The 24,633-nt window shown below is 54.7% G+C and carries 21 protein-coding genes; 10 read left to right on the top strand and 11 right to left on the bottom strand.

Features of this window, described 5'->3' with window-relative positions:
• Positions 1-84: 84 nt before the first annotated feature.
• From ACXLHR_RS01615 to ACXLHR_RS01585, 7 genes are all read right to left on the bottom strand, one after another.
• Positions 85-768: a 5-formyltetrahydrofolate cyclo-ligase gene (locus tag ACXLHR_RS01615; RefSeq protein ID WP_458789804.1), complete on the bottom strand. Its 684-nt coding sequence runs from the start codon at positions 766-768 to the stop codon at positions 85-87.
• A 93-nt stretch (positions 769-861) separates the two neighbouring features.
• On the bottom strand, positions 862-1,719 hold the full coding sequence (locus ACXLHR_RS01610; RefSeq protein WP_458789803.1) for a carbohydrate kinase family protein: 858 nt from the start codon (positions 1,717-1,719) through the stop codon (positions 862-864).
• Positions 1,716-2,774, bottom strand: a complete 1,059-nt coding sequence (locus tag ACXLHR_RS01605; RefSeq protein ID WP_458789802.1) for an ABC transporter ATP-binding protein — start codon at positions 2,772-2,774, stop codon at positions 1,716-1,718. The genes ACXLHR_RS01610 and ACXLHR_RS01605 overlap by 4 nt, the downstream gene beginning before the upstream one ends.
• 3 nt (positions 2,775-2,777) lie before the next feature.
• Positions 2,778-4,259 carry an argininosuccinate lyase gene (argH, locus tag ACXLHR_RS01600; RefSeq protein ID WP_458789801.1) on the bottom strand — a complete coding sequence of 494 codons (1,482 nt, stop codon included), beginning with the start codon at positions 4,257-4,259 and terminating at the stop codon, positions 2,778-2,780.
• Positions 4,256-5,125: a carbohydrate ABC transporter permease gene (locus ACXLHR_RS01595; protein WP_458789800.1), complete on the bottom strand. Its 870-nt coding sequence runs from the start codon at positions 5,123-5,125 to the stop codon at positions 4,256-4,258. Before ACXLHR_RS01595 ends, argH begins: the two co-directional genes overlap by 4 nt.
• Positions 5,126-6,013, bottom strand: coding sequence for a carbohydrate ABC transporter permease (locus ACXLHR_RS01590; protein WP_458789799.1), 888 nt, complete (start codon positions 6,011-6,013; stop codon positions 5,126-5,128).
• A gap of 57 nt (positions 6,014-6,070) precedes the next feature.
• Positions 6,071-7,330 (bottom strand): extracellular solute-binding protein, encoded by a 1,260-nt coding sequence (locus ACXLHR_RS01585; protein WP_458789798.1) that lies wholly within the window; start codon positions 7,328-7,330, stop codon positions 6,071-6,073.
• A 103-nt stretch (positions 7,331-7,433) separates the two neighbouring features.
• Here ACXLHR_RS01585 and ACXLHR_RS01580 point away from each other — a divergent pair, with 103 nt between their 5' ends.
• Genes ACXLHR_RS01580 through ACXLHR_RS01570 form a run of 3 tightly spaced genes read left to right on the top strand, consistent with a single transcriptional unit; the run spans position 7,434 to position 11,788 of the window.
• The gene (locus ACXLHR_RS01580) at positions 7,434-8,600 is read left to right on the top strand and encodes an ROK family protein (protein ID WP_458789797.1); all 1,167 of its coding nucleotides are present in this window, start codon (positions 7,434-7,436) and stop codon (positions 8,598-8,600) included.
• 10 nt (positions 8,601-8,610) lie between these two features.
• Positions 8,611-10,941, top strand: a complete 2,331-nt coding sequence (locus ACXLHR_RS01575) for a PIG-L family deacetylase (protein ID WP_458789796.1) — start codon at positions 8,611-8,613, stop codon at positions 10,939-10,941.
• Positions 10,925-11,788 carry a DMT family transporter gene (locus ACXLHR_RS01570; RefSeq protein WP_458789795.1) on the top strand — a complete coding sequence of 288 codons (864 nt, stop codon included), beginning with the start codon at positions 10,925-10,927 and terminating at the stop codon, positions 11,786-11,788. Before ACXLHR_RS01575 ends, ACXLHR_RS01570 begins: the two co-directional genes overlap by 17 nt.
• Before the next feature lie 39 nt (positions 11,789-11,827).
• On the opposite strand, the gene ACXLHR_RS01565 is transcribed toward ACXLHR_RS01570, so the two are convergent.
• From ACXLHR_RS01565 to ACXLHR_RS01555, 3 genes are all read right to left on the bottom strand, one after another.
• Positions 11,828-13,363: a tripartite tricarboxylate transporter permease gene (locus ACXLHR_RS01565; protein ID WP_458789794.1), complete on the bottom strand. Its 1,536-nt coding sequence runs from the start codon at positions 13,361-13,363 to the stop codon at positions 11,828-11,830.
• Between the two features lie 11 nt (positions 13,364-13,374).
• Positions 13,375-13,806, bottom strand: a complete 432-nt coding sequence (locus ACXLHR_RS01560) for a tripartite tricarboxylate transporter TctB family protein (RefSeq protein WP_458789793.1) — start codon at positions 13,804-13,806, stop codon at positions 13,375-13,377.
• Positions 13,807-13,882: 76 nt separating this feature from the next.
• Positions 13,883-14,869 carry a Bug family tripartite tricarboxylate transporter substrate binding protein gene (locus ACXLHR_RS01555; protein WP_458789792.1) on the bottom strand — a complete coding sequence of 329 codons (987 nt, stop codon included), beginning with the start codon at positions 14,867-14,869 and terminating at the stop codon, positions 13,883-13,885.
• 182 nt (positions 14,870-15,051) lie between these two features.
• On the opposite strand from ACXLHR_RS01555, the gene ACXLHR_RS01550 reads away from it, so the two are divergent.
• From ACXLHR_RS01550 to ACXLHR_RS01540, 3 genes are read left to right on the top strand one after another with little or no spacing between them, the layout of a single operon-like run.
• Entirely contained in the window at positions 15,052-15,723 is a 672-nt protein-coding gene (locus ACXLHR_RS01550; RefSeq protein WP_458789791.1) for a response regulator, read from the top strand.
• Positions 15,695-17,116: a sensor histidine kinase gene (locus ACXLHR_RS01545; protein ID WP_458789790.1), complete on the top strand. Its 1,422-nt coding sequence runs from the start codon at positions 15,695-15,697 to the stop codon at positions 17,114-17,116. The genes ACXLHR_RS01550 and ACXLHR_RS01545 overlap by 29 nt, the downstream gene beginning before the upstream one ends.
• Before the next feature lie 34 nt (positions 17,117-17,150).
• Complete coding sequence (locus tag ACXLHR_RS01540) at positions 17,151-18,164, top strand: ABC transporter substrate-binding protein (RefSeq protein WP_458789789.1); 1,014 nt, start codon at positions 17,151-17,153, stop codon at positions 18,162-18,164.
• A 79-nt stretch (positions 18,165-18,243) separates the two neighbouring features.
• Here ACXLHR_RS01540 and ACXLHR_RS01535 read toward each other — a convergent pair whose 3' ends face one another.
• Positions 18,244-20,034 carry an OmpA family protein gene (locus ACXLHR_RS01535; protein ID WP_458789788.1) on the bottom strand — a complete coding sequence of 597 codons (1,791 nt, stop codon included), beginning with the start codon at positions 20,032-20,034 and terminating at the stop codon, positions 18,244-18,246.
• Positions 20,035-20,284: 250 nt separating this feature from the next.
• Here ACXLHR_RS01535 and ACXLHR_RS01530 point away from each other — a divergent pair, with 250 nt between their 5' ends.
• Genes ACXLHR_RS01530 through ACXLHR_RS01515 form a run of 4 tightly spaced genes read left to right on the top strand, consistent with a single transcriptional unit; the run spans position 20,285 to position 24,573 of the window.
• On the top strand, positions 20,285-21,397 hold the full coding sequence (locus ACXLHR_RS01530; RefSeq protein WP_458789787.1) for an ABC transporter permease: 1,113 nt from the start codon (positions 20,285-20,287) through the stop codon (positions 21,395-21,397).
• A complete protein-coding gene (locus ACXLHR_RS01525) occupies positions 21,394-22,188 on the top strand; it encodes an ABC transporter ATP-binding protein (protein ID WP_458789786.1) in 795 nt (264 codons plus the stop codon). The genes ACXLHR_RS01530 and ACXLHR_RS01525 overlap by 4 nt, the downstream gene beginning before the upstream one ends.
• A gap of 13 nt (positions 22,189-22,201) precedes the next feature.
• Positions 22,202-23,941 carry an MlaD family protein gene (locus tag ACXLHR_RS01520; RefSeq protein ID WP_458789785.1) on the top strand — a complete coding sequence of 580 codons (1,740 nt, stop codon included), beginning with the start codon at positions 22,202-22,204 and terminating at the stop codon, positions 23,939-23,941.
• Complete coding sequence (locus tag ACXLHR_RS01515) at positions 23,938-24,573, top strand: ABC-type transport auxiliary lipoprotein family protein (protein WP_458789784.1); 636 nt, start codon at positions 23,938-23,940, stop codon at positions 24,571-24,573. Before ACXLHR_RS01520 ends, ACXLHR_RS01515 begins: the two co-directional genes overlap by 4 nt.
• Positions 24,574-24,633 lie beyond the last annotated feature (60 nt).

Here is a 24,633-nt window from a genome sequence, read left to right as displayed (position 1 = left end):
TAAAGTTGAACGACCCTGAACGCCTGTTTGCAAGTTCCGGAAATCAGCGCGAGCAGTGGGTTTTCAGTCAAAAGGCGGGTGCGCTCAGCCCTGAACGCCCGTTTCGGTCAGGATCACATCCATCGCAATGTCATACGGCTGCGGAAAGATAGTCGGTAACCTTGCAGCGTTTGGGCCAACGCCGATCTTGAAGGGGTGCGGCGTCAGCGCTGCCAGTGTGCGATCAAAATATCCGCCGCCGTACCCAAGGCGATAGTTTTTACTGTCCCAACCCACGAGAGGGGCTAGCGAAATATCGGGCGTGACGATTGCGGCGTCCGGCGGTGGGACAGGAATATTCCAGTCACCGCGCACCATCTTCGTTGCCGGCGTCCACTGGCGAAAGACCAACGGTGATGCTTTGACCTCCACCAGCGGCAGGGCAATCACCACGCCTGCCGCGTGCAAATTGTGCATAAGCGGGCGCAGGTCCGCCTCGCCTTTGATTGGCCAATACATTGATAAAACCCGGCCTCGCGCACCATCGAACCGGTCTTGCAGCAGGGTCGCAAAATGTGTGCTTAGCTGATCGGAATAAGCAATATGGTCTGCCACGCTTAAAACCTTACGCGCAGCCAGTAATTCTATCCGCGTAGATTTTCGCCAGCGCGCAACGTCTCGCGGCTGATCGATATCCGTGGTCGACGGGCCAGAGTAGGCCGGATCAATTTCATGGGCCAGACACGCGGGGGATGCATAGCCATCTTGCGGGTTTTCAGATTTTTTCATCATTCAGCACCAGCGAATTGCGCCCCTCCGTTCCAATGATATCCAGTAAAAAATTAACCGCGATCGGTCCAGTACTGGGAGGTCTCACATCACCTATATCCCAGATTTCAAGTGGCTCGCACCGCCAGATGCCTGCACAGCGGCGGCGCCACATGCGTTACCTTTTTCCAGACACGCACCCAATGGTTCGTGGGCGAGCCACCCTGACAAAAATCCGGCGTTAAACGAATCCCCTGCCCCCGTTGCGTCAACGACCGTTACGCGCGGGCCTTTTGACGTGGTCCAGTCATTATCATCAATTGCCCGTGCGCGCGCGCCGTTGTCACCACATTTCACAACGGTCAATGGTGCGCAGATCTCGGGCACCCCGGCTCGCAACAACGCAATGGCTTCACTTTCGCTAGGCAAAAATACGTCGACTTCCGCGATCAAATTTGCAGACCTTGGGTCAAATTCATCCTGCCACCCGCAATCCAGTGAAACAGTCAGGCCAGCTTTGCGTGCGAGATCCAAGAGCATCGGCATCTCTTGCAACGTGCGCAATTCGCCGATGTGCAAGTGGGAAAACGCCGCAAAATCAAGAGTTGAAGGGTCAGGTGTCGCGGGCCCATCTGCACGGGTCAAAAACGCGCGGTCACCAGCGGTTGCGATGGCCACCGTCACCTGAGGATCGACGTCTGCTTCTGCCGCTTTGCAAAACTGGGAGTCAATGCCATGCGCGGCCAGATCTGCCAGCACAATCGTATCAAATGGCGCGGCTGGCAACGTTGAAAACTGGCTGACAGAGAGACCTAGATGCGCCAAAGTCGCCCCCGTAATAAACGCACCGCCACCCGTGTGCAGCGATAATTTTGGCGCAAAAACTTCGGTTCCCGCGGTTGGCATACGCGGCGTGTCCGCAAACACTAAATCACAATAAAGCCGCCCTGCACAAAGGACCTGCTTACTCATGAAACCCTCTCGCCGCTCGCTGCGTCAAAGATATGCAGGTTTGCGGGATCTGCCCCGAGGTGCACAGTTTCGCCGACTTCGGGTGGGGTGCGTCCGTCCGCTTTTGCGATGATTTCACCTGATGGTGTATCGACGTAGATCAGTGTCTCGGACCCCAAAGGTTCACGCAGAATGACGGTGCCGGAGATGATCGGGTTATCGCTATTCGGATACAGATCATCAGGCCGAACCCCGAGTAAAACACGCTGTTTATCAACCGCTTGTGCGGGAAGGTTTCTAACTGTTTGACCCGCCGTCAGTGTTACTGTTGCGTCACCAACCTGTCCCTCCAAAAGGTTCATCGAGGGCGCACCGATGAACCGTGCGACAAAAGTATTGGCGGGCTTGTGGAACACCTCTGCCGGGGTGCCAACCTGTTGAATGTATCCATCTTTCATGATCACGATACGGTCAGCCATGGTCATCGCTTCGACCTGATCATGGGTCACAAAAACGATGGTGTTGCCGACCCGCTGGTGCAGTTTTTTGATCTCTAAACGCATCTGTGTGCGCAGTTGGGCATCGAGGTTTGAAAGCGGTTCGTCGAAAAGGAACACGGCTGGATTGCGCACCATCGCACGCCCGATTGCGACGCGTTGCCGTTGCCCGCCAGACAGTTGATTTGGCTTGCGGTCGAGCAGGTCAACCATGTCAAGAATTCCAGCAACTTCTTGAATGCGCTTTTCTTTGTCTAATTTTGGCATTTTAGAAGATCGCAGGCCAAACGCGATATTCTTTTTCACCGACATATGCGGATAGATCGCGTAGTTCTGAAACACCATCGCGATGTCGCGCTCCTTTGGCTCAAGATTGTTAACCTCGCGCCCACCAATTTCAATGATGCCAGAGGTGCATTCTTCCAGGCCTGCGATCATTCGCAGGGTGGTTGATTTGCCGCAGCCGGAAGGACCGACTAGAACCACAAATTCGCCGTCGGCGACGTCCAGCGAGATGCCGTGAAGTACTTGGGTTTTACCGTAGGATTTTGTGAGGTTGCGCAGGGCGAGATTAGCCAATGGTCAGGTCTCCAGCAAGTGAGTAAAAGCAGAATTGCGCAGGGCTTCGGCAGTGGAAATACGGATTGTGCGAGAGGCGCTTGCCGAAGTAATGTCATTCACGACTTTTGCGCTGTCGGCAAGTGCATGGGCGAGAGCAGCAGGCGCTGGCCCGCCGGTCCGGTCGCGCAGGGCGACAAAATTCTCGGGGCTGACCGTCGTACGGAATGTTTTTTCGCCCATGCTGGTCGTGCGGTTGGTCGCGGTTTGAAAGGCATCCTGAAAGGTCGCGTAGCCTTCCGAGAGCGGTGCGCCGTTGAGGTTGCGCGCGACATGGGCTGCGATCTCGTGGGCTTGGCGAAAAGTCAGGTTTTCGTCGCGCACGAGAGTATCGGCAAGTTCCGTGATGGTGATACTAGCCGCGTCGATATTGCGACTTACGTTGGCTGCGTTGATAGAACAGGAAGGCAGAAATACGGTCAGTAGATCAAGAACCCGTCCGCCGCTATCAAACGCCGCGTAGCCGGCTTGCTGCACCTCGCCTTCGCTGTCGTTCATGTCGGTGAAGGGTGTGTTGTGCATGGTATTCACGATCATATCGCAGCGCCCGCAAGTTACCGACGACAGGTGGCGCATGTGTTCGATTGGCACTGGATTGCGCTTTTGCGGCATGATCGAACTGACTTGCACCAAGGCGTTTGGTACGTAGAGTTGCCCGACTTCAAAGCTGGACCAAAAGGCGAGATCTTGCACAACGCGGCCTAGATGCAGGAACACAAGTTTGATGGCAGAATAGAGGCCTGTGACGTAATCGACCGACGCGATGCAGCCGTAGGAATTGACCAACGGTCCTTCAAACCCCAGCAGTTCGGCCATGCGGTTGCGGTCGATAGGGAAGCCCGAAGTGGTGATTGCCGCGGCGCCCATTGGCGAGTGGCCAAGGTTGTCGATTGCGGCAGACAGACGGATTGCGTCGCGGTTCAGAACCTCAATTATCGCTGCGAGGTAGTGGCCGAATGTCGTGGGCTGTGCGGGTTGGCCGTGGGTATAAGCGACGATGAGCGTGGAGGAGTCTACGTGCGCTTTTTCGATCAAAGCCGAGGTCAGGGTGCTGATCTGGGTGAGCAGGTGTTCGGCGCGGACGCGCAGAGCCATTTTGAACAGAGTGTGATCCATGTCGTTACGGGATCGTGCGGTGTGCAGCGCGCCGCCAAGGTCGCCTAAGCGGCGGCGGAGTTCGGCCTCTACGAAGAAGAAGTAATCTTCGTATTCGCCGGTGTAGGTGAGCGCCGCGATGTCGGTCTCGTCGTCGATGGCGGCAAGGGCCTTAGCGATCTTTTGGCCCTCGGCGCGAGACAGAATTTTGGTCTCGACCAGCATCACTAGATGGGCGCGGTTGATGGCTGCCATGTGATCTGCGTAGTGGGTCTTCACCCCCTCAAACAACGGTGCGAGAACGGTTGTCTTGTAGGTCGAATCCGGGAAGGTGCTGTTGTCGTTATTCATCCTTTGAGCCCCGCCATGACAACACCGCGAATAATGAAGCGCTGGAAGATGAGGAACACAATAAGCGTCGGGATCGTCGAGATCGCAGCCCCAGTCATAATAAGTTCCCATGCAACGTCTGCCTCATCGCCGAAGCCCGAAAGCCCCACAGGAATGGTATACATATCCGCCGAGTTGGTCACGATCAGCGGCCACAGGAAGGCCGTCCAGTTGCCAAGGAAGACAAAAATTGCCAGCGCGGCAAGGGCGGGCTTGACCAGAGGCATGGCGACCGTCCACCAGATTTGCAGCTCGTTTAAACCATCGATACGGGCGGCTTCAATAAAGTCGTCAGGGACACTCTCAAAGAATTGCTTCATCAGAAACGTGCCGAATGCCGTCATCAGACCAGGGAACATGATACCCCAATAGCTGTCGAGCCAACCGAAACTTTGCGACATCAGATACCACGGGATCACCAGCATTTCGGTCGGGATCATCAGCGTGGACAGGATCGCGATGAAGATGATTGTGCGCCCAGGAAAGCGGAATTTGCAAAGGGTATAGCCGACAAGGCTATCGAACAGCAGATTACATATAGTGGTGACGGTTGCGATGATGACCGAGTTAACGAACCACCAGTAAAAGCGCCCATCTTCCAGAACGTAGCGGTAGTTGTCGAGGGTTGGTTCTTCGGGGATGAGATTGACGTTATAGACTTCGTGTGGCCACTTCAGCGAGGTGGAGATCATGTAGGCGATGGGCATGACCATAATGATGCCCCCTGCAAACAACAGCAGCCAACGAATGACTTGCCCCATGTTGCGCGGGCGTTTGGCGGCTTTTGGTGTGAGCAGCGTTTGTGATGAGGGCGCGATATAAGCCATTTATGTAGTCCTCAAAAGACGTAGCTGGATCAGTGATACAATCAGTAGAATGGTGAACAGTACAACCGTTTGCGCGGCGGCGTAGCCCATATCGAAGCCGTTAAACGCGGTGTCATAGATCATCAGCACCAGCGGCTTGGTGGCGTTCAGCGGCCCGCCCGGATTGTTGGTGGTCATGTTGAACACATGATCGAAAATGCGCAGGAACCCGATAGAAGAGAAAACCACGATAAACACGATTGTCGGGCGCAAAAGAGGCAGGGTGATTTGCGTCAGCACGGTGAACCAGCCGACGCCATCGATTTTTGCGGCCTCGTAATAGCTGGTGGGAATAGCGCGGATGCCTGCCATAAATATGATGACTTGAAAGCCGAGACCTGCCCAGACAGCGGGGGCCAAAACGGCGGGCAGCGCATTGGTTGTTGATTGCAGGAAGCTAATTTGCGGGATGCCAAAGCCTGCGAGGATATTATTAAAGAGCCCGATCGGTACGTCTTGATAGAACCACCGCCAAACCCATGCCATCGCCACAGCCGAAGTCATGAACGGCAGGAAATAAAGCATACGCAAAAACCCGTGCATGAAGCGTAATTTGTCGAGTTGATAGGCGATGACGAACGACAGAACGAGACTAATCGGAGTGCCTAACAACAAGTAAACGAAGGTATTTTGGAACACTTTCCAGAACACAGCATCGTTCCAGAGTTTTTCGTAGTTATCGAGGCCCGCCCATGTACGGCTACCAAGCAGGTTCCAGTTCTGAAAGCTGATCAGGATTGCATTACCCGTCGGGTAAAACCGGATGATCGAGTAGAACAGCACGGGGACTGCCAGAAATGCCCATGCCCACACGATCTGTTTTTGGCGAATTGTGAGGTTGCGATACATGAGCCTTATCCTATGCTAATACGCCCCGACGCAGTGCGTCGGAGCGTTTTTTTTGATTTACTTGGTGTAGTATTCGTCAAGAATAACTTGCTCTGCTTCCGCAGCAATTGCGACGCTTTCAGCGGAACTCATACCTTGTAATTGCACGCGTTCAACCATCTCGACCAGCACTTGGCGTTGGCTGCTCTCGTTGGCGAATTTGGTAGTTTGCGCATATTCCAAGCCACGGATGAACGGGCCAAATACCGGGTCGTTTGCGTTGTCATCGGTCATGCCGACGGATGGTTTTGCAGGCAACTCGCCAACAACATCAAGCCAGATTTGCATGGCTTCGTCAGAAGTGATGTAAGCCATGAACTTGACAGAAGCTTCCAGTTTTTCGCCTTCAGCCTTGGATGTGATCGCGTTGACCCAATAAGACGCGTAATTGGACCGCACGCCATCAGCAGAGGCGGGCAATTCGGCCACGCCCCATTTCAAGCCGCGCTGGTCAGCGAGTGAACCGATGCGGAAAGAACCGTCGATATGCATACCCGCGCGCCCTGCTTTGAACGCGGCCTGTGGTTCATCCATGAACCCGATCGACGTCACTGCGGGGTCGCCCATAAACATGTTGGTATAAAAATCGAGTGCGGCCACACCTGCCTCGTTATTATAGTTCACGGTCTTGTAATCATCTACATAAGGTTCGCCGCCGAACTGACGCACCAGCCCTTCGCGGAACCAGTGGTGGTCTTGCGCGGTCATACCAGCGGTGATGCCCACTTGCGTGATGTTGCCCGCCGCGTCGGTTTCGGTCATTGCGGCAGCCGCAGTCATCATTTCCTCAAGTGTCTCTGGCGGGTTTTCAATACCGGCAGCCTCCATCAGACGCTCGTTGTAGAACAACGCCAGACTGCGCACCGCTGTCGGCAACGCCCAATACTGGTCGCCGTCTTTCATTGCTTGTACCATCGGGAAAAAATCGGCGTCGATTTGTGCGGCTGGGAACGTGTCAGTTGGCAACGGCTGAATCAGATCAGCCTCAACATAGTCATTCAACCAACCATAGAACAATTGCACTACATCAGGGCCTTCGCCTGCGGGGATCGCGGCGGCAACCTTGGTGCGGTAGCTGTCATAGGGGAAATGCGTCATTTTGACAGTGATGTCGGGATTAAGGGTTTCGAAATTTGCAATCAGCGTTTCCATAGCCTCGATGCGGGCGTCAAAGAAATACTGCCAATATTCGATTTCGACGGCGCTGGCCGTGTTTGCAAACAGTGCCGCAGTGGATGTCAGCCCTGCAAAGACCATTCCTTTAAGATGTGCTTTCATTTTCATTCTCCCTTGGTGACATGTGCAGCCCGCTCAAGGGCTCATTCGCAGACGCTAGCGCAATTAAATTGATAATTCAAATGATTTGAGTTAATCAATTTTCATGATCGTTTTACAACACCATCAAGGCAGCAATGCAGAGCGGTCCCGTCATCGCAACCGCCAATCGGTACTGGGTCAGGTGCGGCTTGCCGGACAGATCGGACGTGCGGAAATTGCCCGTGCCCTAGCACTAACAACCCAGACCGTCAGTAATATCATTGCAGAGCTGTCAGCCGACGGAATGCTCGTCGAGATGGGCCGCTTAAGTGTGGGACGTGGCCTGCCCGCAATGCAATACGCGCTTAATCCGCAAGGGGCCTATGCCTTGGGAGTAGAGGTGCGCCCCGATGCAATTTTTGCGGCTTTGCTTGATTTAAACGGCCAAGCCGTGGTGACCGAACGGGTCACGCTGATGCAAACGCACCCCGAGGTTGTCTTGGATCATGTGACCGCAATTTATGCCCGCGCATTAAGTAAAGTGCCTGGCGCGCGAGGGCGCATGTTGGGCGCAGGGATCGTGATGCCCGGCCCCTTTGGTGTCACGGGCATTGCAGGGATGGGGTCCGATTTAGCAGGGTGGCAAGAGATCGACGCAGAGGCGCTATTCTCGGAGGCTCTTGGCCTGTCTGTGATGGTCAGCAATGACGCCAACGCCGCAGCAATGGCCGAGCGCATCAATGGGGTGGCGCAAGATATTGCGTCATTTGCCTATCTGTATTTTGGTGCAGGATTGGGTCTTGGGCTGGTGAATGGTGGCCAACTGGTCCAGGGCGCCCATGGCAATGCGGGCGAAATTGGACATATCCGGATTACGGGTCAGACCGGCACGTTAGAGGACGGTTTGAGCCGGCTTTCGGTGCAGCGCCATTTGCACAGTGCTGGTAAAATCGCTCAGGACATCGACGCGCTGAATACACTCTTTCAACAGGGCGATCCTGACCTTATGGCATGGTTACAGTCCGCATGCGTTGCCCTTGGTCACGCGATAGCCATTGTCGAGAACTTGTTTGATCCGCAAACCATTGTGTTGGGCGGTGCTATGCCGGATGCTATTCTAGATTATCTTGCCGACAATACGCCGCTGCCGGTTTTGTCAGTGTCTAACCGTCCGCATGATCCGCATCCGCGTCTTATTCGCGGCGCGTCGGGGCGCATGACTGCGACCATGGGCGCCGCCGCGTTGATCCTGAACCGCGCATTAAGCGCACCTGTTTCTAACTCAAATTAAAGGATGCAACATGCCACTTTCTGATCAGGCCCGCATTGCTGCCGCGCAGTCGCGGCCACGCATTGTGACACTGTGGCGCGCCTTGACCGCGCTAAAATCAACCCTGTCGTTTATGAACACAGGCGCGCATCCGGACGATGAAACTTCGGCCATGTTGGCAGCGATGCGGTTTCGTGACGGCATAGATATTTCTTATGCCTGTTCGACCCGTGGCGAGGGCGGCCAGAATGATATTGGCACAGAGACCGCTGCCGCATTGGGCACTCTGCGTACTGCAGAAATGGAGGCTGCCTGTGATATGCTGGACCTGCGAATGTATTGGCATTCGACTAGCATCGATGACACGATTACCGACTTCGGTTTTTCTAAATCCGGTATCGAGACTCTTGGCAAATGGGACCGCGACCGTACGCTGGCCCGCTTTGTAGAGATCATCCGCACCGAACGTCCCGATATCATATGCCCGACGTTTCTGGATGTTTCCGGACAGCATGGCCACCACCGCGCGATGACCGAGGCTGCGCATCTGGTCATGGGCTTGGCAGCTGATCCAGATTTTGAAGGTAGCGCCCTGCCCGTCTGGCTGGTCAAAAAAATGTATTTGCCTGCCTGGTCTGGTGCAGGTCTGGCCTATGACGATGACCTACCGCCGCCGCCCGCGACGATAACCGTCTGCGGCACGGGTAAAGACCCGGTCACAGGTTGGACTTATGCGCAAATCGGCCAACAATCGCGCGCGTTACACGCTACGCAAGCGATGGGCCGTTGGGTGCCTGCGGGGTCCGAGACTGATTTCCCGTTACATCTCGCGCAAACGTTCGTGGCCGGACCCGATCATGAGTTGGGGTCTGGACTGGCGCGAACTTTGCGTGATTTAGGATTTGCAGAGGTGCAAGATCTTTGTGATGCGGCCATGGATGCATTTCCGGACAGTGCTGCTGTGTTGAAGCACGCGAGCCACGCGCTTGCGGCGCTGCGAGATGCCATCGGGTCTTGTGATCGCGCACAGATTGATGCGTTCGGCCATAAACTGAGCCGCAAAGAACAGCAGCTTGCGACAGTGATCGGGATTGCTGCGGGTGTATCTGTGCGCGGCGCGTTGCATACCGATGTGTTGCACCCTGACGAGCAGATCGCAGTCACCTACGATTTTGGCTGTGACACCGGTGCGCTGACGCTGACCACCGATTTGCCTGACGGGTGGGTTGCGCAAGGCGACACGATAACACTTGGCAAGGATGCCGCCACCAGCGATCCATACCCCGCAATCTATTTGCCGGATCAGCCCGCAGCACCCTGCCTAAGTGCGACCCTGATTTGTCATGGGATGACCACCACAACGCGACATCCCTTTGAGGTGTCGCCGGTTGTAATTCCAACCCGTGCGGCCAGTCTCACACCGGACGCGAACATAATCAATCTGGCCGGCGCAAACCGATCGGTCACGTTGCAGGTGAGTGATGTCAGCCCTGTTGGCGCACAAATCGGACTAACAGCACCTGAGGGCTGGAATGTAGCTGAAACCGATGGGCATATGACCGTGACTGTGCCCGATACGGTGGCGGTGGGGCTATACGATCTAACGCTGACTTTGGACAGGCAGCCTGCCAGAAGCCTGCGGCACATACGCCATGACCATATCGCACCGCGCGTTTTGATCCGCCCTGCGGTGACACAAGTTCGCGTGGTTGATATCGCACTGCCTGCGGTAACAGTAGGATACATCGGAGGCGGCAACGATCACGTGGGCACATGGATGACCCGCATGGGGTTTAAGGTCCGTGATCTGTCGGATGTCGCGTTGACGGACGCTGTGCTGGCGGGCTGCGACACCATCGTCATAGGGATTTTCGCGATGAAGTTCTGCCCGGGTCTGACAGAGGCAATGCCGCGCATTCACGATTGGGCGCGCAGTGGTGGCACTTTGGTCACGCTGTATCATCGCCCGTGGGACAACTGGGATGCTGACCATACAGCCCCTTACCATCTGGAAATCGGGCAGCCGTCGCTACGCTGGCGGGTCACGGACGAGGCAGCCCAGATCACGGTTTTGGCTCCTGATCATCCGGTATTGACCACCCCCAACCAGATAACGTCCGCCGATTGGGATGGGTGGCATAAAGAGCGCGGGCTCTATTTTGCAAAGGCGTGGGACGCGGCATATACCCCGTTGCTCGCCATGTCGGACCCGGACGAAGAGCCATTGTTAGGCGCTATACTGGTGGCGGACGTGGGGCGGGGACGGCATGTGCATACATCGTTGATCTTGCATCACCAGATGGAGAAATTGACTAGTGGCGGGTTCCGATTGATGGCGAATATACTTGCAAAGCGCAGCTGACACACCGCGCAACGGCGTCGCTGCGGGTTGGCTATTGGCCGATATGGCGCTGAATATCTGGGCCCTGTCGATCGTGAAAGCATTGGGGCTGGGGTATCCTGCGTTTCAGCTTGTGTTTTTGCGCGCAGGTGTCGGGCTGTTTTTAATGCTGCCGTGGATCTGGCGATATCGTTATGCATTTGTCGGCTTGCAAGACCTGCGCTTGCACGCGCTGCGGGTGGCGTTTTCGGCCACAGCCCTGACCGCGAGTTTTTATGCAATTACGCGACTGCCGTTGGCGTTGTTCACTGCTGTGAGTTTCACCCGCCCGATCCTGACGATGATCGCGGCGGCGTGGATACTGCGAGAAGTGATCACCCGCGATCGTTGGATCGCGGCATGTATTGGGTTTGTTGGCGTATTGATTGCGGTGGATCCTGCGGGAATTGTCGGCAATTGGGGGTTCGCAGCACAGGTCTTGGTTGTGCTTGCGGCCACAGGTGCAGTGATCACAACCCGCCGCTTGGTTGCAGCCCCTACGGTTGTGATGATGACGTTTTATACGGCAGGTTTGACCGTGATCACAGCACCGTTTGCCATGGTTGCGTGGGAGCCCGTGCCGATGTCCCAATGGCCGTTATTATTGGGCATCGGAGTGTTTGCGCAGTCGGCACAGTTCTGTTTTCTGCGCGCGCACCGCTACGGCCAAGCGGGGTATTTGTCCGTGTTATCCTACGCCAGCTTGGTCTTTTCAACAACGGTCGGGTATCTGGTGTTTGACGAGTTACCCAAGCCTGCGTTCTGGATTGGTGCAGCACTGATTATTGCGGCGACGCTTTGGATCACTTTGCGCCGCCATCAACGTTGATGGTCTGGCGCGCGCCAACCTGTGACGCACGCCCGTCGTTTAATCTTTGGTTGAACCCTCTGCATCGGCACGCTGCATACCGGATTTGACTTGACGCGCGAAAAACAACGGCAGGATAAAACCGATAATTGCCACGATCCACAGTCCAATCGCAAGCGGACTGTCGATCAATGTCCACCAATTGCCGTTGTCGATGGTGATTGCACGGCGCAGGTTGTTCTCCATCGCGTTGCCCAACAAGGTGCCCAAAATAATTGGTACCAAAGGCACGTCGAATTTACGCAAAACCCAGCCGAGCAAGCCGAAACCAATCATAACCAGCAAGTCAAACGACGAACCAGAGATGCCATAGATGCCGACAAAAGAGACCATAGCAACCACCGGCATCAAGACACGCGGCGGCACCAGAAGCAGCCGTGTGAACAGGCCGACCATCGGGATGTTCAGCGCCAAGAGCATGAAGTTTGCGATGAAAAGTGCGGCAATCAGGCCCCAAACCACATCGGGATTGTTGGCGAACAACAATGGACCCGGTGTGATGTTAAGTGACAAAAGCACCGCGAGAAGAACGGCTGTTGTGCCGGAGCCTGGCACACCAAGCGCAAGCATGGGCACAAGTGCGCCGCCTGCTGCTGCATTATTGCCAGCCTCTGGAGCAGCCACGCCGCGCGGGTCGCCTTTGCCGAATGTGCCGTCTTTATCGACCATGCGTTTTTCGAGCGAATACGCCAAGAACGAGCCAAGCGATGCCCCTGCCCCCGGCAAAACGCCCGCGATAAAGCCCACAAACGACGAACGCAGCATGGTAGGTGTGCAGGATTTGAGCATCGACATTGGCGGTGTTAAGCGACCTATGACGATCTTTTTGCCTTTCGCGCTGGCTACACCGTGACGGTTTTCTAAAAAGATAAAGACCTCGGACAGCGCAAACAGACCAACGATAGCAACTAGAAAGTCGATGCCGTCATACAGATGGACTTCACCAAACGTAAAACGCGGCACGCCTGTCTGGCTGTCGACGCCGATCATTGCAAGCCCCAAGCCGAGGGCGGCGGCAAAGGCCGACTTTGCTTGGTTGGTCGACGACACGCCGCCGAGCGTCATGAAGGCCAGAGCAAAGAGCGCGAAGTATTCCGCAGGACCAAAGAGCAAAGCGATTTTCACCAGTTGTGGTGCAAGCAGGATCAGACCCCAAGTCGCGAAAAATGCACCAACGAAAGAGGCGATTCCTGAGAGAGACAATGCTTCGCCTGCGAGGCCTTTTTGCGCCATAGGATATCCGTCAAGGCAGGTCATCATCGCGGGTTCGTCGCCCGGAATGTTTAGCAGGATTGACGAAATGCGCCCCCCATACATCGCACCATAGTAAACGGAAGTGAGCAGGATCAACGAAGGCGTTGCCGCCAAACCCAGTGTAAACGCGAGCGGGATCAGAATTGCGACCCCGTTTGAAGGCCCAAGTCCGGGCAATGCGCCCATGATGGTGCCGAGAAAGCAGCCAAGCAGCGCAAGGCCAATGTTCTGCCACGTCAATGCAATCGCAAAGCCGTCGCCGAGACTAGAAAGAGTTTCCATTATGTTATCCCCTAAAACCCGAGCGGGCCGCGGGCGAGCGAGAGCCCCAGCACAAGATGAAAGATGACATAGATGCCAACCGAGGTGCCGACGCCTGTGAGGACAGACCCGATCAATGTCGAGCCTAGACGCCAAGACAGGTAGGCGGCGGCAAAGGCGGTTGCGATGACAAAGCCGATCTCTGGCAGCAATTCTGCGTAAAGGATCATGACGACGGCGGCGGCGACAATTTCAAGAAACTGTGCCAGCGGTGGCCAGACAGGTTCGGGATCGGGGCGCAGCGCGATGACCGCGCTAGAGAGGCCAAGGATCGTGGCGATAATGTAGGGAAAGGCTTTTGGGCCGACGGCGTCTGACAGGAAGCTTAGCTTGATCTGGCTTGCAGCAATTGCAAAGCCGATCGCAAGAAGCACACCGAACACACCGAAAATACGATCACTCATGGCGATCTCCTTCTGCGTTGGCGAAAAAAAGTAAGAGGTGGGGCGCGATATATCTCGCGCCCCGTGTAAAGAGAGTTTATTTGATGATGCCGATGTTGCGTGAAATCGTTTCGATTTGCGCAATGGATTCTGCAACGAACTCTTGGAATGCAGGTCCTTGCAGGTCAAGCGGCGCAATGCCGTTTGATGCCATCACTTCTTTCCACTCGTCGGACGCATAAAGTGTCGCGATTTTGCTGACCCATCCATCATAGGCTTCGTCGGACATCCCGCCTGGCGCGTAAAAACCGCGCCAGTTTGCGCCAATCGCGTCAACACCCTGCTCACGTGCGGTCGGGTATTGGGCAAAATCGCCTTCCAAACGTTCTGGTGCAAGAACGGCAAGAACGCGGATGTCGCCGCTTTCAACAAACCCTTTTGCTTCTGACACATCGCCAGTGAAGGCCTGAACTGAGCCCGCCAGAAGCTGTGTTACGGCTTCGCCGCCACCGTCGAACGCGATGTATTTTACTGAACGCACGTCTTCAATGCCGTAAGCGTTGGCTGCTATCAGAACTTTCAGGTGATCCCAACCACCAACCGCAGAACCACCGGCAACGGAAATCGAAGACGGGTCGTTCTTCATCGCGTCAAGCAGACCGGTCAAATCAGCGATTTCGCTGTCGGCAGCCACGGCAATCACACCGTAGTCCGCGCCGATGGACGCAAGCCAACGCACTTCGCTCATCGTGTTGCCCGGGTATGCACCCTGCGCCAAACGTGTGGCTGTCGCCGTGGATGCGGCAACGATCAAGTCATCGGACTCGTTTCGTTTATTCACAACTTCAGCATATGCCACGCCACCGCCGCCGCCAGCAAGGTTCACAACCTGCATGGTTTTTGCGATCAGACCTTGGTCTTGCATGGTTTTTCCGACTTGTCGGCAAGTAAAATCCCAGCCTCCGCCGGGAGCTGCAGGTGCAATGCACTCGGGGTTCTCAGGCGTGAACTCTTGCGCTGACGCCGATAGTGCCGATGCACCAACAATCAGCGCAGCCAATGTCAGACGTGTTGAATTAAACATGTGTTTCTCCTCCACAAAGAAAATGCGCAAACTTGCGCGATCTGTTTCGCGCCGCTTTTCATCTGCAATTTACAGAATCCTCCCCGCGGGCTAAGCAAGTTGGTAAGCACGAAACCTGTCACGAACCTATCAACTTGATTTTTTGGCGGTGTCGGGATGCTGGAACGGGAGCAAAAACAGCAATGCGGATACTCATCGTTGAGGATGCAACGGATATGGCGGAAGCCGTTGTCATGCGATTGGCGCGATCCGGTATGGCCTGTGATTTGGCCGATACGGTTGCTGCGGCCGAGGGGTTTTTGGCGGTGCAACGCTATGATGCGGTGGTTCTGGATATTAATCTGCCCGATGGGCTAGGCACCGACCTGCTGCGAAATCTGCGCAACAAGGGGGACCGCACGCCTGTTTTGATGCTTACCGCGCTTTTCTCGGTTGATGACCGTGTTAGCGCACTTGATCTCGGGGCGGACGATTATCTTGTTAAACCTTTTGATCAACGGGAATTGGAAGCACGACTGCGGGCGTTACTACGGCGCGAGACCGATCAAAAAAGCGATGTTCTAAGAATTGCGAACCTTTCGTTTCACCCTGCAACGCTGACGGCCAATAATTCTGGCAATAGCCTTGAATTAACACGCAGAGAAGCAACCCTGCTTGGGATTTTGCTGCGAAACGCGCGGCAGATTATTAGCAAGGAGCGGCTTTATGAAGGGATTTATTCGTTTGATGATGTTGACGTCGGCTTAAATGCAATCGAGCTTTACGTCGGTCGCTTGCGCAAAAAAATTGCGGGTTCGGGTGCCACGATCGAGACACAACGCGGATTTGGCTACCGGATTATCGAGAGTGCCTGAGGCCGAGACACGTAGCGCTGTGACGTGGCGGAACTCGCTGATGGCGCGGGTGATGTTTGGGGTTTTGGCATTGCTTGCGGCCGGCGGTTTGATTGTGGCAGTCGCCTCAATGACCTACGGTAAACAAGCGGCGCGGCAATCATACGACCGCCTGTTGTTGGGGGCAGCCCAAGACATCGCTGAATCGACAAAAATCATTGACGGCGCGCCGGTTGTTGACCTGCCGGTCTCGGCTTTCTCTCTACTTTCGCTCGCGCTGGACGACCGGATTTCATACGCTGTGCGCGATGAAAACGGAGTGCTATTGACAGGCTATAACACTACACCTGTCCTAAAAGATCGTGCCGGGCATCTGTTTTTTGACGCGAAACTTCAAGAAGAGGACGCGCGCTTTGTGGCCGTTGCCCGTCGGTTTACCGAGCGGGATTATTCAGGCACTGTTTACTTTACCGTCGGGCACACTGTGCGCGCACGCAATGCGATGGCTCTGGAGCTGACCAAAAATGCACTGATGGGCGTGGGTGTGGCCGGATTTATTTTAATGATTTGTGCCTTTTTTATGATAAAATCCACTATGCGCCCGCTCCACTATATGACCGCTGATCTACTGAAACGCGATCCATATGATCTGACGCCGATGCCTGTTTACGGACCTGCGGAGGTTTCGGTGACCATTGCTGCCATGAACCAGTTTATGCGTCGCCTCGACCGGCAAGTCGGGGCTATGCGAAATCTGATCTCCGATACGGCCCATCAACTACGCACCCCTGTAGCCGCGATCCGCGCACATGCCGAAATTGCTGCTGATCAAAGCGCGCCAGAGGATCAACAGCAAAGTTTGGAACGATTGCTCAAACGCACGCGATCGCTTGGCAGCCTGCTTGATCAGATGCTCTCACGTGCGATGGTGATCCACCGTACCGATTATGCACCCCCTGAGGTCATTGATTTACGCGAAATTGCGCTGCATGTTGTTGAGGCAAATGACCACATGGTTCTCTCGCCTGACGTTCTTGTCGAGCTTGAAATGGGCGATGATCCGGTCATTGTACTGGCTGACGAAATCTCGTTGCGCGAAGCGGTCAAGAATATGCTGGCAAATGCCCTGACACATGGGACCTCTCCGATATCTGTCGGGGTGATGCGAAAGGGTGATATGGCGGAAATCTGGGTCTCGGATGCAGGCGAAGGCCCGCCTCAGGAGGTATTGGCGCGGATCGGCGCGAATTTTGAGAGGTTTGCAGCCTCGAAAGGAACAAGTGCGGGATTGGGCCTGTCAATCGTCAACGCCGTGGCAGAGGCGTTCCACGGATCAATGCATATCGCGCGGGTTGATGGCAAGTTTCGGGTCACGATTGCACTGCCGCAAGTGAGCGTTAACGATGTGGTTTAAGTGCACTAATTTGATCATAACTGCTCTGGTCTGCATGCCGCAAGCAGGCATCGCCCAAGAGAGAATTGCTACAATATCGGCGCCTGCTGCACAGGTTGAAGTGACCCTTGTTTTGAGATCCACAACCGATATCGAGGTCTTGCAACCAGTCATCGAAATCTTTGTCGCGCGGAACCCCGAGATTTCGGTAACATACGAGCAATGGGGTTCAAACGCCTTGTATAAAAACAGTCTTGACGCTTGTGTCGGGCACACGGCAGTCGCTGACGCCGTGTTTTCATCAGGTGTTCACCAGATGATTGATCTGGTCAATCGTGCCTGTGCGGCGCCTTATGTCTCTGCGCAAACAACGGCCCTGCCCCTTTCGCGGCGATGGCGTGACGAGCTTTGGGGCATTACAAAAGAACCTGCGGTCATCATTTACAACACCGACCTTGTCCGACAGGAAGACGCACCCAGATCACGGTTCGCGCTACTTGATCTGATGCGCCGGACAAACTCAATTTACGATGGAAAAATTGCAACTTACGATATTGAAACCTCGGGTTTGGGGTATCTTTTTGCCTTTATGGACAGCCTTGAGGCCACAACCTTTGGCGCGCTTATGGAAGGGTTTGCGAGGACCAATGCAACGGCTACGTGTTGTTCGTCGGAAATTATTCAAGCGGTCTCTGACGGGACATATTTGATTGCTTACAATGTGCTAGGTTCATATGTTGACGATGCGAACGACCGCAACATCGCGACTATTTTGCCAGAGGATTACACGCTGTTTCTTTCGCGGGCGTTTATGATCCCGAAAGACGCGCAACATCGAAACGAGGCAGCACTTTTGCTTGATTTTCTGCTCTCACCTGTCGGGCAAAACCTGTTAGAAGAAAACAATCTTTACTATACTCAGACTGCCGACACATCCCCGCTGCCGCAAAGTGCAGAACGTATCATTCCCATTGAACCGACCTTGCTCGTGGCACTTGACCAACATCGGCGCGGGCGGTTTTTAGACCTTTGGCGGTCCTCCTTTGCACAGCGAGAATTAGACCGCTAGCTGTGCTGACCGAAAGATAACTGCAAAAACCGAATATGTCGAAAATATCCGGTTTTTGCAGTGTCAGTCTTAGCCTCTGTTAGTTCAAAAGCCCCGAAATATTACGCACAACTGCGCGACGATTGGCACGTTCGTTTGTCACAACCATGACCTTCAAATCGGCCTCGCCGTAACCTTGTGTAATAAGGTTTTGCGGTGGAACGGCAAAATATTCGGTCAATGCAAGCGCCACAGTTTCAGCACGGCGGTCCGAGAGTGCAAGATTATAGCTAGCCGCGCCGACTGCATCGGTATGCCCTTCGATCAAAAACACGGACGAAGGGTCATTTTCGATTACATCGCGCATTGCCAGGCCAAGATCACGCAGTGCTTCGGCTTGGGTCGGATCAATCGCCGCCGAGCCGGTCGCAAATATCACAGCTTCCAATTCGACTTGTGGGGCGAGTGCGCGCACACGTTTATAATCTCTGATCTGTTGCAGCGAAAACTGTCTGCCGACATCAGTAAACGATGCCCGCTGAAGTGCTGCCTCGAGTGATCCACTCTGCTGGCGTTGCTGTGCTTCGAGGCTTTCAAGTGCCGGCAACGACCCAAAATCCACAGCTTCGATTTTGCGGGTATCATCAAACAGAACCACTTCACGGCCATCACTCGCCCGCATCATCGTGCGGCGCAGAACTGTGCCATCGCGCGACTTTATAGTGATAATCTGACTGTCGTCATCATAGGTGACCACATTGCGCGTAGAGCCATCCTGGAAGGTCTGTGTTTGCACCTGCGCGCCAGGTCGTTGCAACAGCTCGTCATCGTTTTTAAGGACTCGCAATTCGCCGTCCCGCTCAATCACAACGCGGTCGCCAGAATTCGAAACCACCTGATCGCCGTTATTCAAGACAGACCCGACGACGACCGCACCCAGCCCCAACAGCAGCGCCTTTTCGAAATTTGAGAGATTATTCCCGTTATCTTGAGTTTGTGACGCGGCCTTGGTCTCTGCATTGATCGATGTTGCAAAATCCTGATCGCTTGTCCGCACATCTTCTTCGGTGATGGTTTGTGTCGACACCTCAGCCGTTACCTCGTCATCTGTGGAAGTGGCCGCCGCGGAGGGCTCGGGTTGTGTTTCAACATTTGCAGCGGCGGTTGCCTGGCGTTCTTCGTCAGTGACAACTTCCCCTCCCGCTTCACCAGCCTGAGTGGCAGCAGGTTGTGAACTAGGTGCTGTGTCAGTAGCTGCTGGGTCAAGAGGCTCGGCCGATTCTTCAGCCTCAACAGGTGTTTCATCAACAGCATCGGGACTTTCGGAAGTTATTGCTTCCGCCACAGGCGCCTCTTCAACTGGTGCGGTTTCTACCGGCACGTCTTCAGCGGGAGCGGTAGTTTCTTCTACGGAAGGTGTATCTTCGGCTGGTGCTATTTCCTCGACAACTTGAGCATCAGCCTGAACTGGTTCATCCGCTTCAACTGTTTCTTCTACTGGAACAACAGGTTCTACAGCGTCAACTTCAGCCGCTGGTTCTTCAGCCTCAGCCGCTGGTTCTTCGACCTCAACTACCGATGCCTCAACAACAGGTTCTTCAGCCGCTTCCGGTGCAGACTGCGAAACTGGATTAATTGCCGTGGAAAGAGCGTCACCTCCGCTCTCAATCGCCTGATCCAACGCCTCTTGGGTGCAAGTGCTTGTATCCAAAACCGCACTGCCTGCGACCATCAAATCTTGCGCAAACTGATCAGCGTCAGCTACTTCCGCGCCACTTGGCGCGATACAAGGAAAAGCGGTTTCGGCGGATTGTGCAAAAGCGGGTAACGGTACCGCAAGCGCAAATGTTACCATCAAAGCAGTGCCAGATTTCAAGCGAGATTTTATCATAACGTCCCCAGAGTTTTACAGCGCAGCTTTGCACCCACACAATATTCAACCACGAATTTGGCAAATGGTTTCATATTTTGTTTGATCGGTGGCGAAACAGTGCCGAGAAAAGGCAGCGACGTTTATTTGCGGCCCGACAGCACTTAATTTCAGGTGTCGCACTAGCGCCGCTAGTAAAATTTGCCTACACATTGCGGACGGCCATCCAGAACGAAATCAGCCAATAATCATGCGTCGCGCGAGAATTTAGATGAATGAACCCCAGCTACCAACTCTGGACCTCACTCAGGATGCATCTGCTGATGTTTACGCGCTGTCCGGCCATCTGTCGTTGTATACGATGTCACGTGCAAAAACCCTGTTCGAAAACAGTCCCGACATGAGGAAGATCGACATTCAAGGCTTGGCGCGGCTGGATACTGCTGGCGCGTGGTTTTTGCTAACCTGGCAAACGGGTGGGCACGAGTTTGAGATCAAAGGTGCCAGTCCCGAAGCAGCAAGCCTTTTAAAAAGCGTTGAGGCGGCAATGCCGCAGCCAGACGCGCCTGTTGCCCATCCCCCTCATTTCACAGCATTTCTGGAGCGAACCGGCAAACGGGTTGTGTCGGGTTTCATGTATTTTGTCGCACTGATCGGGTATTTGGGCATTTTTTTACACCGCCTCGCACGCGCATTTCGCCACCCCAAAGAATTCCGCCTGACGTCCCTTGTGCATCATTGTGAAGAGGTCGGTCTGAAAGCAGTTCCGATTGTCGCCCTCATGGCATTTTTGATCGGAGTTGTGCTGGCATTCCAAGGCTCGACACAGCTTCGACAGTTTGGCGCAGAAGTATTTGTTGTCGACCTGATTGCAATTTCTGTACTGCGCGAATTGGGAATTTTATTGACCGCAATTATTGTTGCAGGACGCACCGCATCGGCGTTTACGGCGGCGATTGGCTCTATGAAAATGCGCGAAGAAATTGATGCCATGCGCACGTTGGGGCTGGACCCTGCGATGGTGTTGTTTGTGCCGCGCATTCTGGCACTTTTACTGATGTTGCCTATCCTAGGATTGATTGCTGATGTGGCTGGCCTGTTTGGCGGGGCATTAATGGCGTGGATTGATCTCGGCATCTCGCCCGAGATGTTCACAACGCGCCTTGTTTCAGGCACAAGCATCAATCATGTGATGGTCGGCTTGGTAAAAGCACCATTCTTTGCGCTAATCATCGGTGTTGTCGGATGCCATGCGGGTATGCAGGTGCAAAGTAATGCAGAATCGCTGGGTCGTATGACATCCAATGCGGTTGTGGCCTCGATCTTTGCCGTTATTGTCGCAGATGCGTTGTTCTCGATTTTCTTTGCGAGTTTGGGCATATGACAAAAGTATCCGAACCCGAAATCATCATCAGTGTGCGCGGATTACGTAATCAGTTTGGCCGACATGTGGTGCATGATGACCTTGATCTCGACGTGCGACGCGGTGAAATTATAGGTGTGGTCGGTGGCTCCGGCACGGGCAAATCCGTGCTTCTGCGCTCGATTGTTGGGTTGCAAAAACCAACGGCAGGACATGTAAAAGTGCTGGGCGTCGACGTGTTGGATGCGAGCGAAGACACGCGCACCGCCCTTGAAGCGCGCTGGGGCGTCATGTTTCAAGATGGTGCGCTGTTTTCGTCGCTGACCGTGCGCGAAAACGTGGAAGTTCCGATGCGGGCCGTCAAAGGGCTAGACCCGGATGTGCGAAGCGCATTGGCGGATTTAAAAATATCCATGGTCGGCCTGCCTTATAATGCGGGCGACAAATACCCGTCCGAATTGTCGGGCGGCATGCGTAAACGGGCGGGGCTGGCGCGCGCCCTCGCGCTAGATCCCGAGATTGTGTTTCTTGACGAGCCCACAGCGGGACTTGACCCGATTGGTGCCTCTGCTTTTGATGACCTGATTGTCGGGCTTAGCCATTCACTTGGCCTGACTGTCTTTCTTGTAACACATGACCTTGATACGTTGCATGCGACATGTGACCGGATTGCAGTGCTGGCGGAACGTAAGGTATTGGTCACAGGAACTATGCAAGACATGTTAAAAGTCGATCATCCTTGGGTTCACGAATATTTCCATGGACCACGGGCGCGGGCAGCGGCGACCGGCGCGCAAACCGGCGAACTCTAGGAAGGTAAAGATTTTGGAAACACGCGCGAACTTTGTGCTGATAGGTGCATTCACACTTGCAGGGCTTGTGGGGATCATGGGGTTCTTCTTGTGGTTCGCACAGGTCGAGTTGGACCGCCAGTTTGCCTATTACGATATCCGGTTTTCGTCAGTTTCTGGCCTTAGCAGTGCCTCTGACGTGCGGTTTAGCGGCCTCGCGGTTGGTCAGGTTGTTGACGTGCGCCTGACGCCGGAACGCGACGGCACAATTCTGGTGCGGATCGAAATCGATGCCCAAACGCCAGTGCGCACCGACAGCGTCGCCACGATTGAATCCCAAGGGGTAACAGGTGTGTCGTATGTGGGGATCGATGCAGGCACACCAACTGCCGCGCTTCTCAAAGGTCCTAGCACTACCGATATCCCCGAAATTACTGCTGGGCGCTCCCTGTTGCAGTCGCTGTCCGAGGATGCGCCGCAACTTCTGGAACGCTCGTTGCAAGTAATTGATGAATTGGGGCAGATGCTTGGCACTGAGAATAAGAACCGGATCGAGAATATTCTTGTAAATATCGAAGCCGCATCGGGCGATTTTGCACGCACATTGACGGATTTTTCGGGTGTCGCGAATACCGTGGCGGATTTCGCAGAACAGATCAACGCTTTCAACGAAACCCTTGACACCTTAACGGGGGACCTCTCGACCGTGCTTGCGACCGCCGACACAACGCTGGTGTCGATCCGCGAGTTGTCAGAGCAGGGCAAAGGAGTATTGGCGTCCAGCTCGGAAACACTTTTGGAAGCACAGACCGCTATCGTTGAGACAAAGGACTTTATTACGGCCGACTTGACTGACCTCGCGGAAGAAATGCGCGGCACTACTGCCGGTCTGCGTGAACAATTGACCCTCGTGGCGGACGACGCCCGTAGCCTGATGGCAACCTTTGATACCACAGGTGTGACGGCAAACGCGCGGCTGGACGAGGCACGTGTTACTTTAGAAAACACAAATGCGCTGATCAAACGGTTGGACGATGCAGCGTTGTCAGTCGATGACGTGGCCACAATTGCTGGCGACCTGATCCGCGACGAAGGCGCGCCACTTGTCGCCGAGACCCGCGCCATGATTGCAGAGGCAAATCGCGCGGTCCAGTCTGTCTCGACCATCGCCACGGCTGACCTTCCTGCAATCATAGCAGACGTGCGGGCTGCAACACAAAACGCCAGCAAGGTCATAAGTGAGGTGGGCGAAAACCTCAGTACCTCAAGTGAACTGGCCACAGAAGTTTTGGTCAGCGCGCGTGATGCATTGGACGATGCGCGCGTGTCCTTTGCCAACGCGAATGTCACGCTGAACGCGATCAACGGCGCGCTAGAGACCGGCGACCGCGCACTTTCCGCAGCCGAACAAGCCTTTACAGGCGCGGACCGGATTATCAACGATGACATTTCAGGCATGATCGCAGGGCTCGAAACCACGATTGACGGGATGAACAGCGCGATTGCTACCGTGTCAGCCGACCTTCCCACAGTGTCCGCCGACTTGCGCACTGCTAGCAAAGCGGCCGCAGACGCCTTTGCCGAACTGCGCCAGGTTGCAGCGGCCTCTGGCCCCGCGATGCGTGAGTTTGCAACCACCGGATTGCCGCTCTACACACGTCTGGCACAAGAAAGTCGCACGCTTATTAACAACCTTGACCAACTTACTGGGCAAATCCAGCGCGATCCAACGCGCTTTTTCCTTAACCGCGAAACTCCGGAGTTTAGGCGATGATCATACGGTCCAACCCACTTACCTTACTGCGCTCGTTTGCTATTCTTGCGACAATTTCAGGGTGCTCCGCGATTTCGGCGCTTAACGAGGTGACTATTCCGCTCGAGGTTTACGAGCTGCGCGCACCTGCGGATATTTCAGCGACGACTAGAGGCCAATTGCAACGCGATGTCATAATCGAACTGCCGACAACAAGTGGCGCATTGTCGACGGATCGGATCATGATCCGCCCGAACCAGCTTCAGGCGCAATACCTGCCCGACGTTCGCTGGAGTGATGCAACACCTGTCATGGTGCAAACTTTGATGCTGCGCGCCGTCGAGGCCACTGGAGCCGTGCGCTATGTCGGACGGCAACCGCTGACCTCTAACGGCGACTTTGCCATTATTACCGAACTCGTCGATTTTCAGGCCGAATTGGCAGCAGACGGCGAAACCGCAAATACACAAATGAAACTTATCGTGAGGGTCATCCGCGAAAGGGACGCGAGTATCATTGCAAGCAGGACTTTTGTCGCGAGCGCTGTGGCTTCTTCAACAGAAACTCCAGCCGTTATCGAGGCGTTTAACGCGGCATCCTCGACTCTATTTTCTGAGTTTGCCAGATGGTTGCCAGGGGTCCTGGCAAACTAGTGCAGTGCAGTCTGGAAAGTTATCCATGTCGCTCCCCAATTGTGACAACCGGCTCTTCAG

The sequence above is a fragment of the Yoonia sp. MH D7 genome (assembly GCF_054439475.1).
Note: the sequence above shows the minus strand (reverse complement) of the source record. Positions and strands in the feature narration are given on the sequence as shown.

Bases quoted from the DNA above. Each gene is read 5' to 3' on its own strand.
- ACXLHR_RS01615 (WP_458789804.1), bottom strand. From the start codon at position 768: ATGAAAAAATCTGAAAACCCGCAAGATGGCTATGCATCCCCCGCGTGT.
- ACXLHR_RS01610 (WP_458789803.1), bottom strand. From the start codon at position 1,719: ATGAGTAAGCAGGTCCTTTGTGCAGGGCGGCTTTATTGTGATTTAGTG.
- argH (WP_458789801.1), bottom strand. From the start codon at position 4,259: ATGAATAACGACAACAGCACCTTCCCGGATTCGACCTACAAGACAACC.
- ACXLHR_RS01595 (WP_458789800.1), bottom strand. From the start codon at position 5,125: ATGGCTTATATCGCGCCCTCATCACAAACGCTGCTCACACCAAAAGCC.
- ACXLHR_RS01590 (WP_458789799.1), bottom strand. From the start codon at position 6,013: ATGTATCGCAACCTCACAATTCGCCAAAAACAGATCGTGTGGGCATGG.
- ACXLHR_RS01585 (WP_458789798.1), bottom strand. From the start codon at position 7,330: ATGAAAGCACATCTTAAAGGAATGGTCTTTGCAGGGCTGACATCCACT.
- ACXLHR_RS01580 (WP_458789797.1), top strand. From the start codon at position 7,434: ATGATCGTTTTACAACACCATCAAGGCAGCAATGCAGAGCGGTCCCGT.
- ACXLHR_RS01575 (WP_458789796.1), top strand. From the start codon at position 8,611: ATGCCACTTTCTGATCAGGCCCGCATTGCTGCCGCGCAGTCGCGGCCA.
- ACXLHR_RS01565 (WP_458789794.1), bottom strand. From the start codon at position 13,363: ATGGAAACTCTTTCTAGTCTCGGCGACGGCTTTGCGATTGCATTGACG.
- ACXLHR_RS01560 (WP_458789793.1), bottom strand. From the start codon at position 13,806: ATGAGTGATCGTATTTTCGGTGTGTTCGGTGTGCTTCTTGCGATCGGC.
- ACXLHR_RS01555 (WP_458789792.1), bottom strand. From the start codon at position 14,869: ATGTTTAATTCAACACGTCTGACATTGGCTGCGCTGATTGTTGGTGCA.
- ACXLHR_RS01550 (WP_458789791.1), top strand. From the start codon at position 15,052: ATGCGGATACTCATCGTTGAGGATGCAACGGATATGGCGGAAGCCGTT.
- ACXLHR_RS01540 (WP_458789789.1), top strand. From the start codon at position 17,151: ATGCCGCAAGCAGGCATCGCCCAAGAGAGAATTGCTACAATATCGGCG.
- ACXLHR_RS01535 (WP_458789788.1), bottom strand. From the start codon at position 20,034: ATGATAAAATCTCGCTTGAAATCTGGCACTGCTTTGATGGTAACATTT.
- ACXLHR_RS01530 (WP_458789787.1), top strand. From the start codon at position 20,285: ATGAATGAACCCCAGCTACCAACTCTGGACCTCACTCAGGATGCATCT.
- ACXLHR_RS01525 (WP_458789786.1), top strand. From the start codon at position 21,394: ATGACAAAAGTATCCGAACCCGAAATCATCATCAGTGTGCGCGGATTA.
- ACXLHR_RS01515 (WP_458789784.1), top strand. From the start codon at position 23,938: ATGATCATACGGTCCAACCCACTTACCTTACTGCGCTCGTTTGCTATT.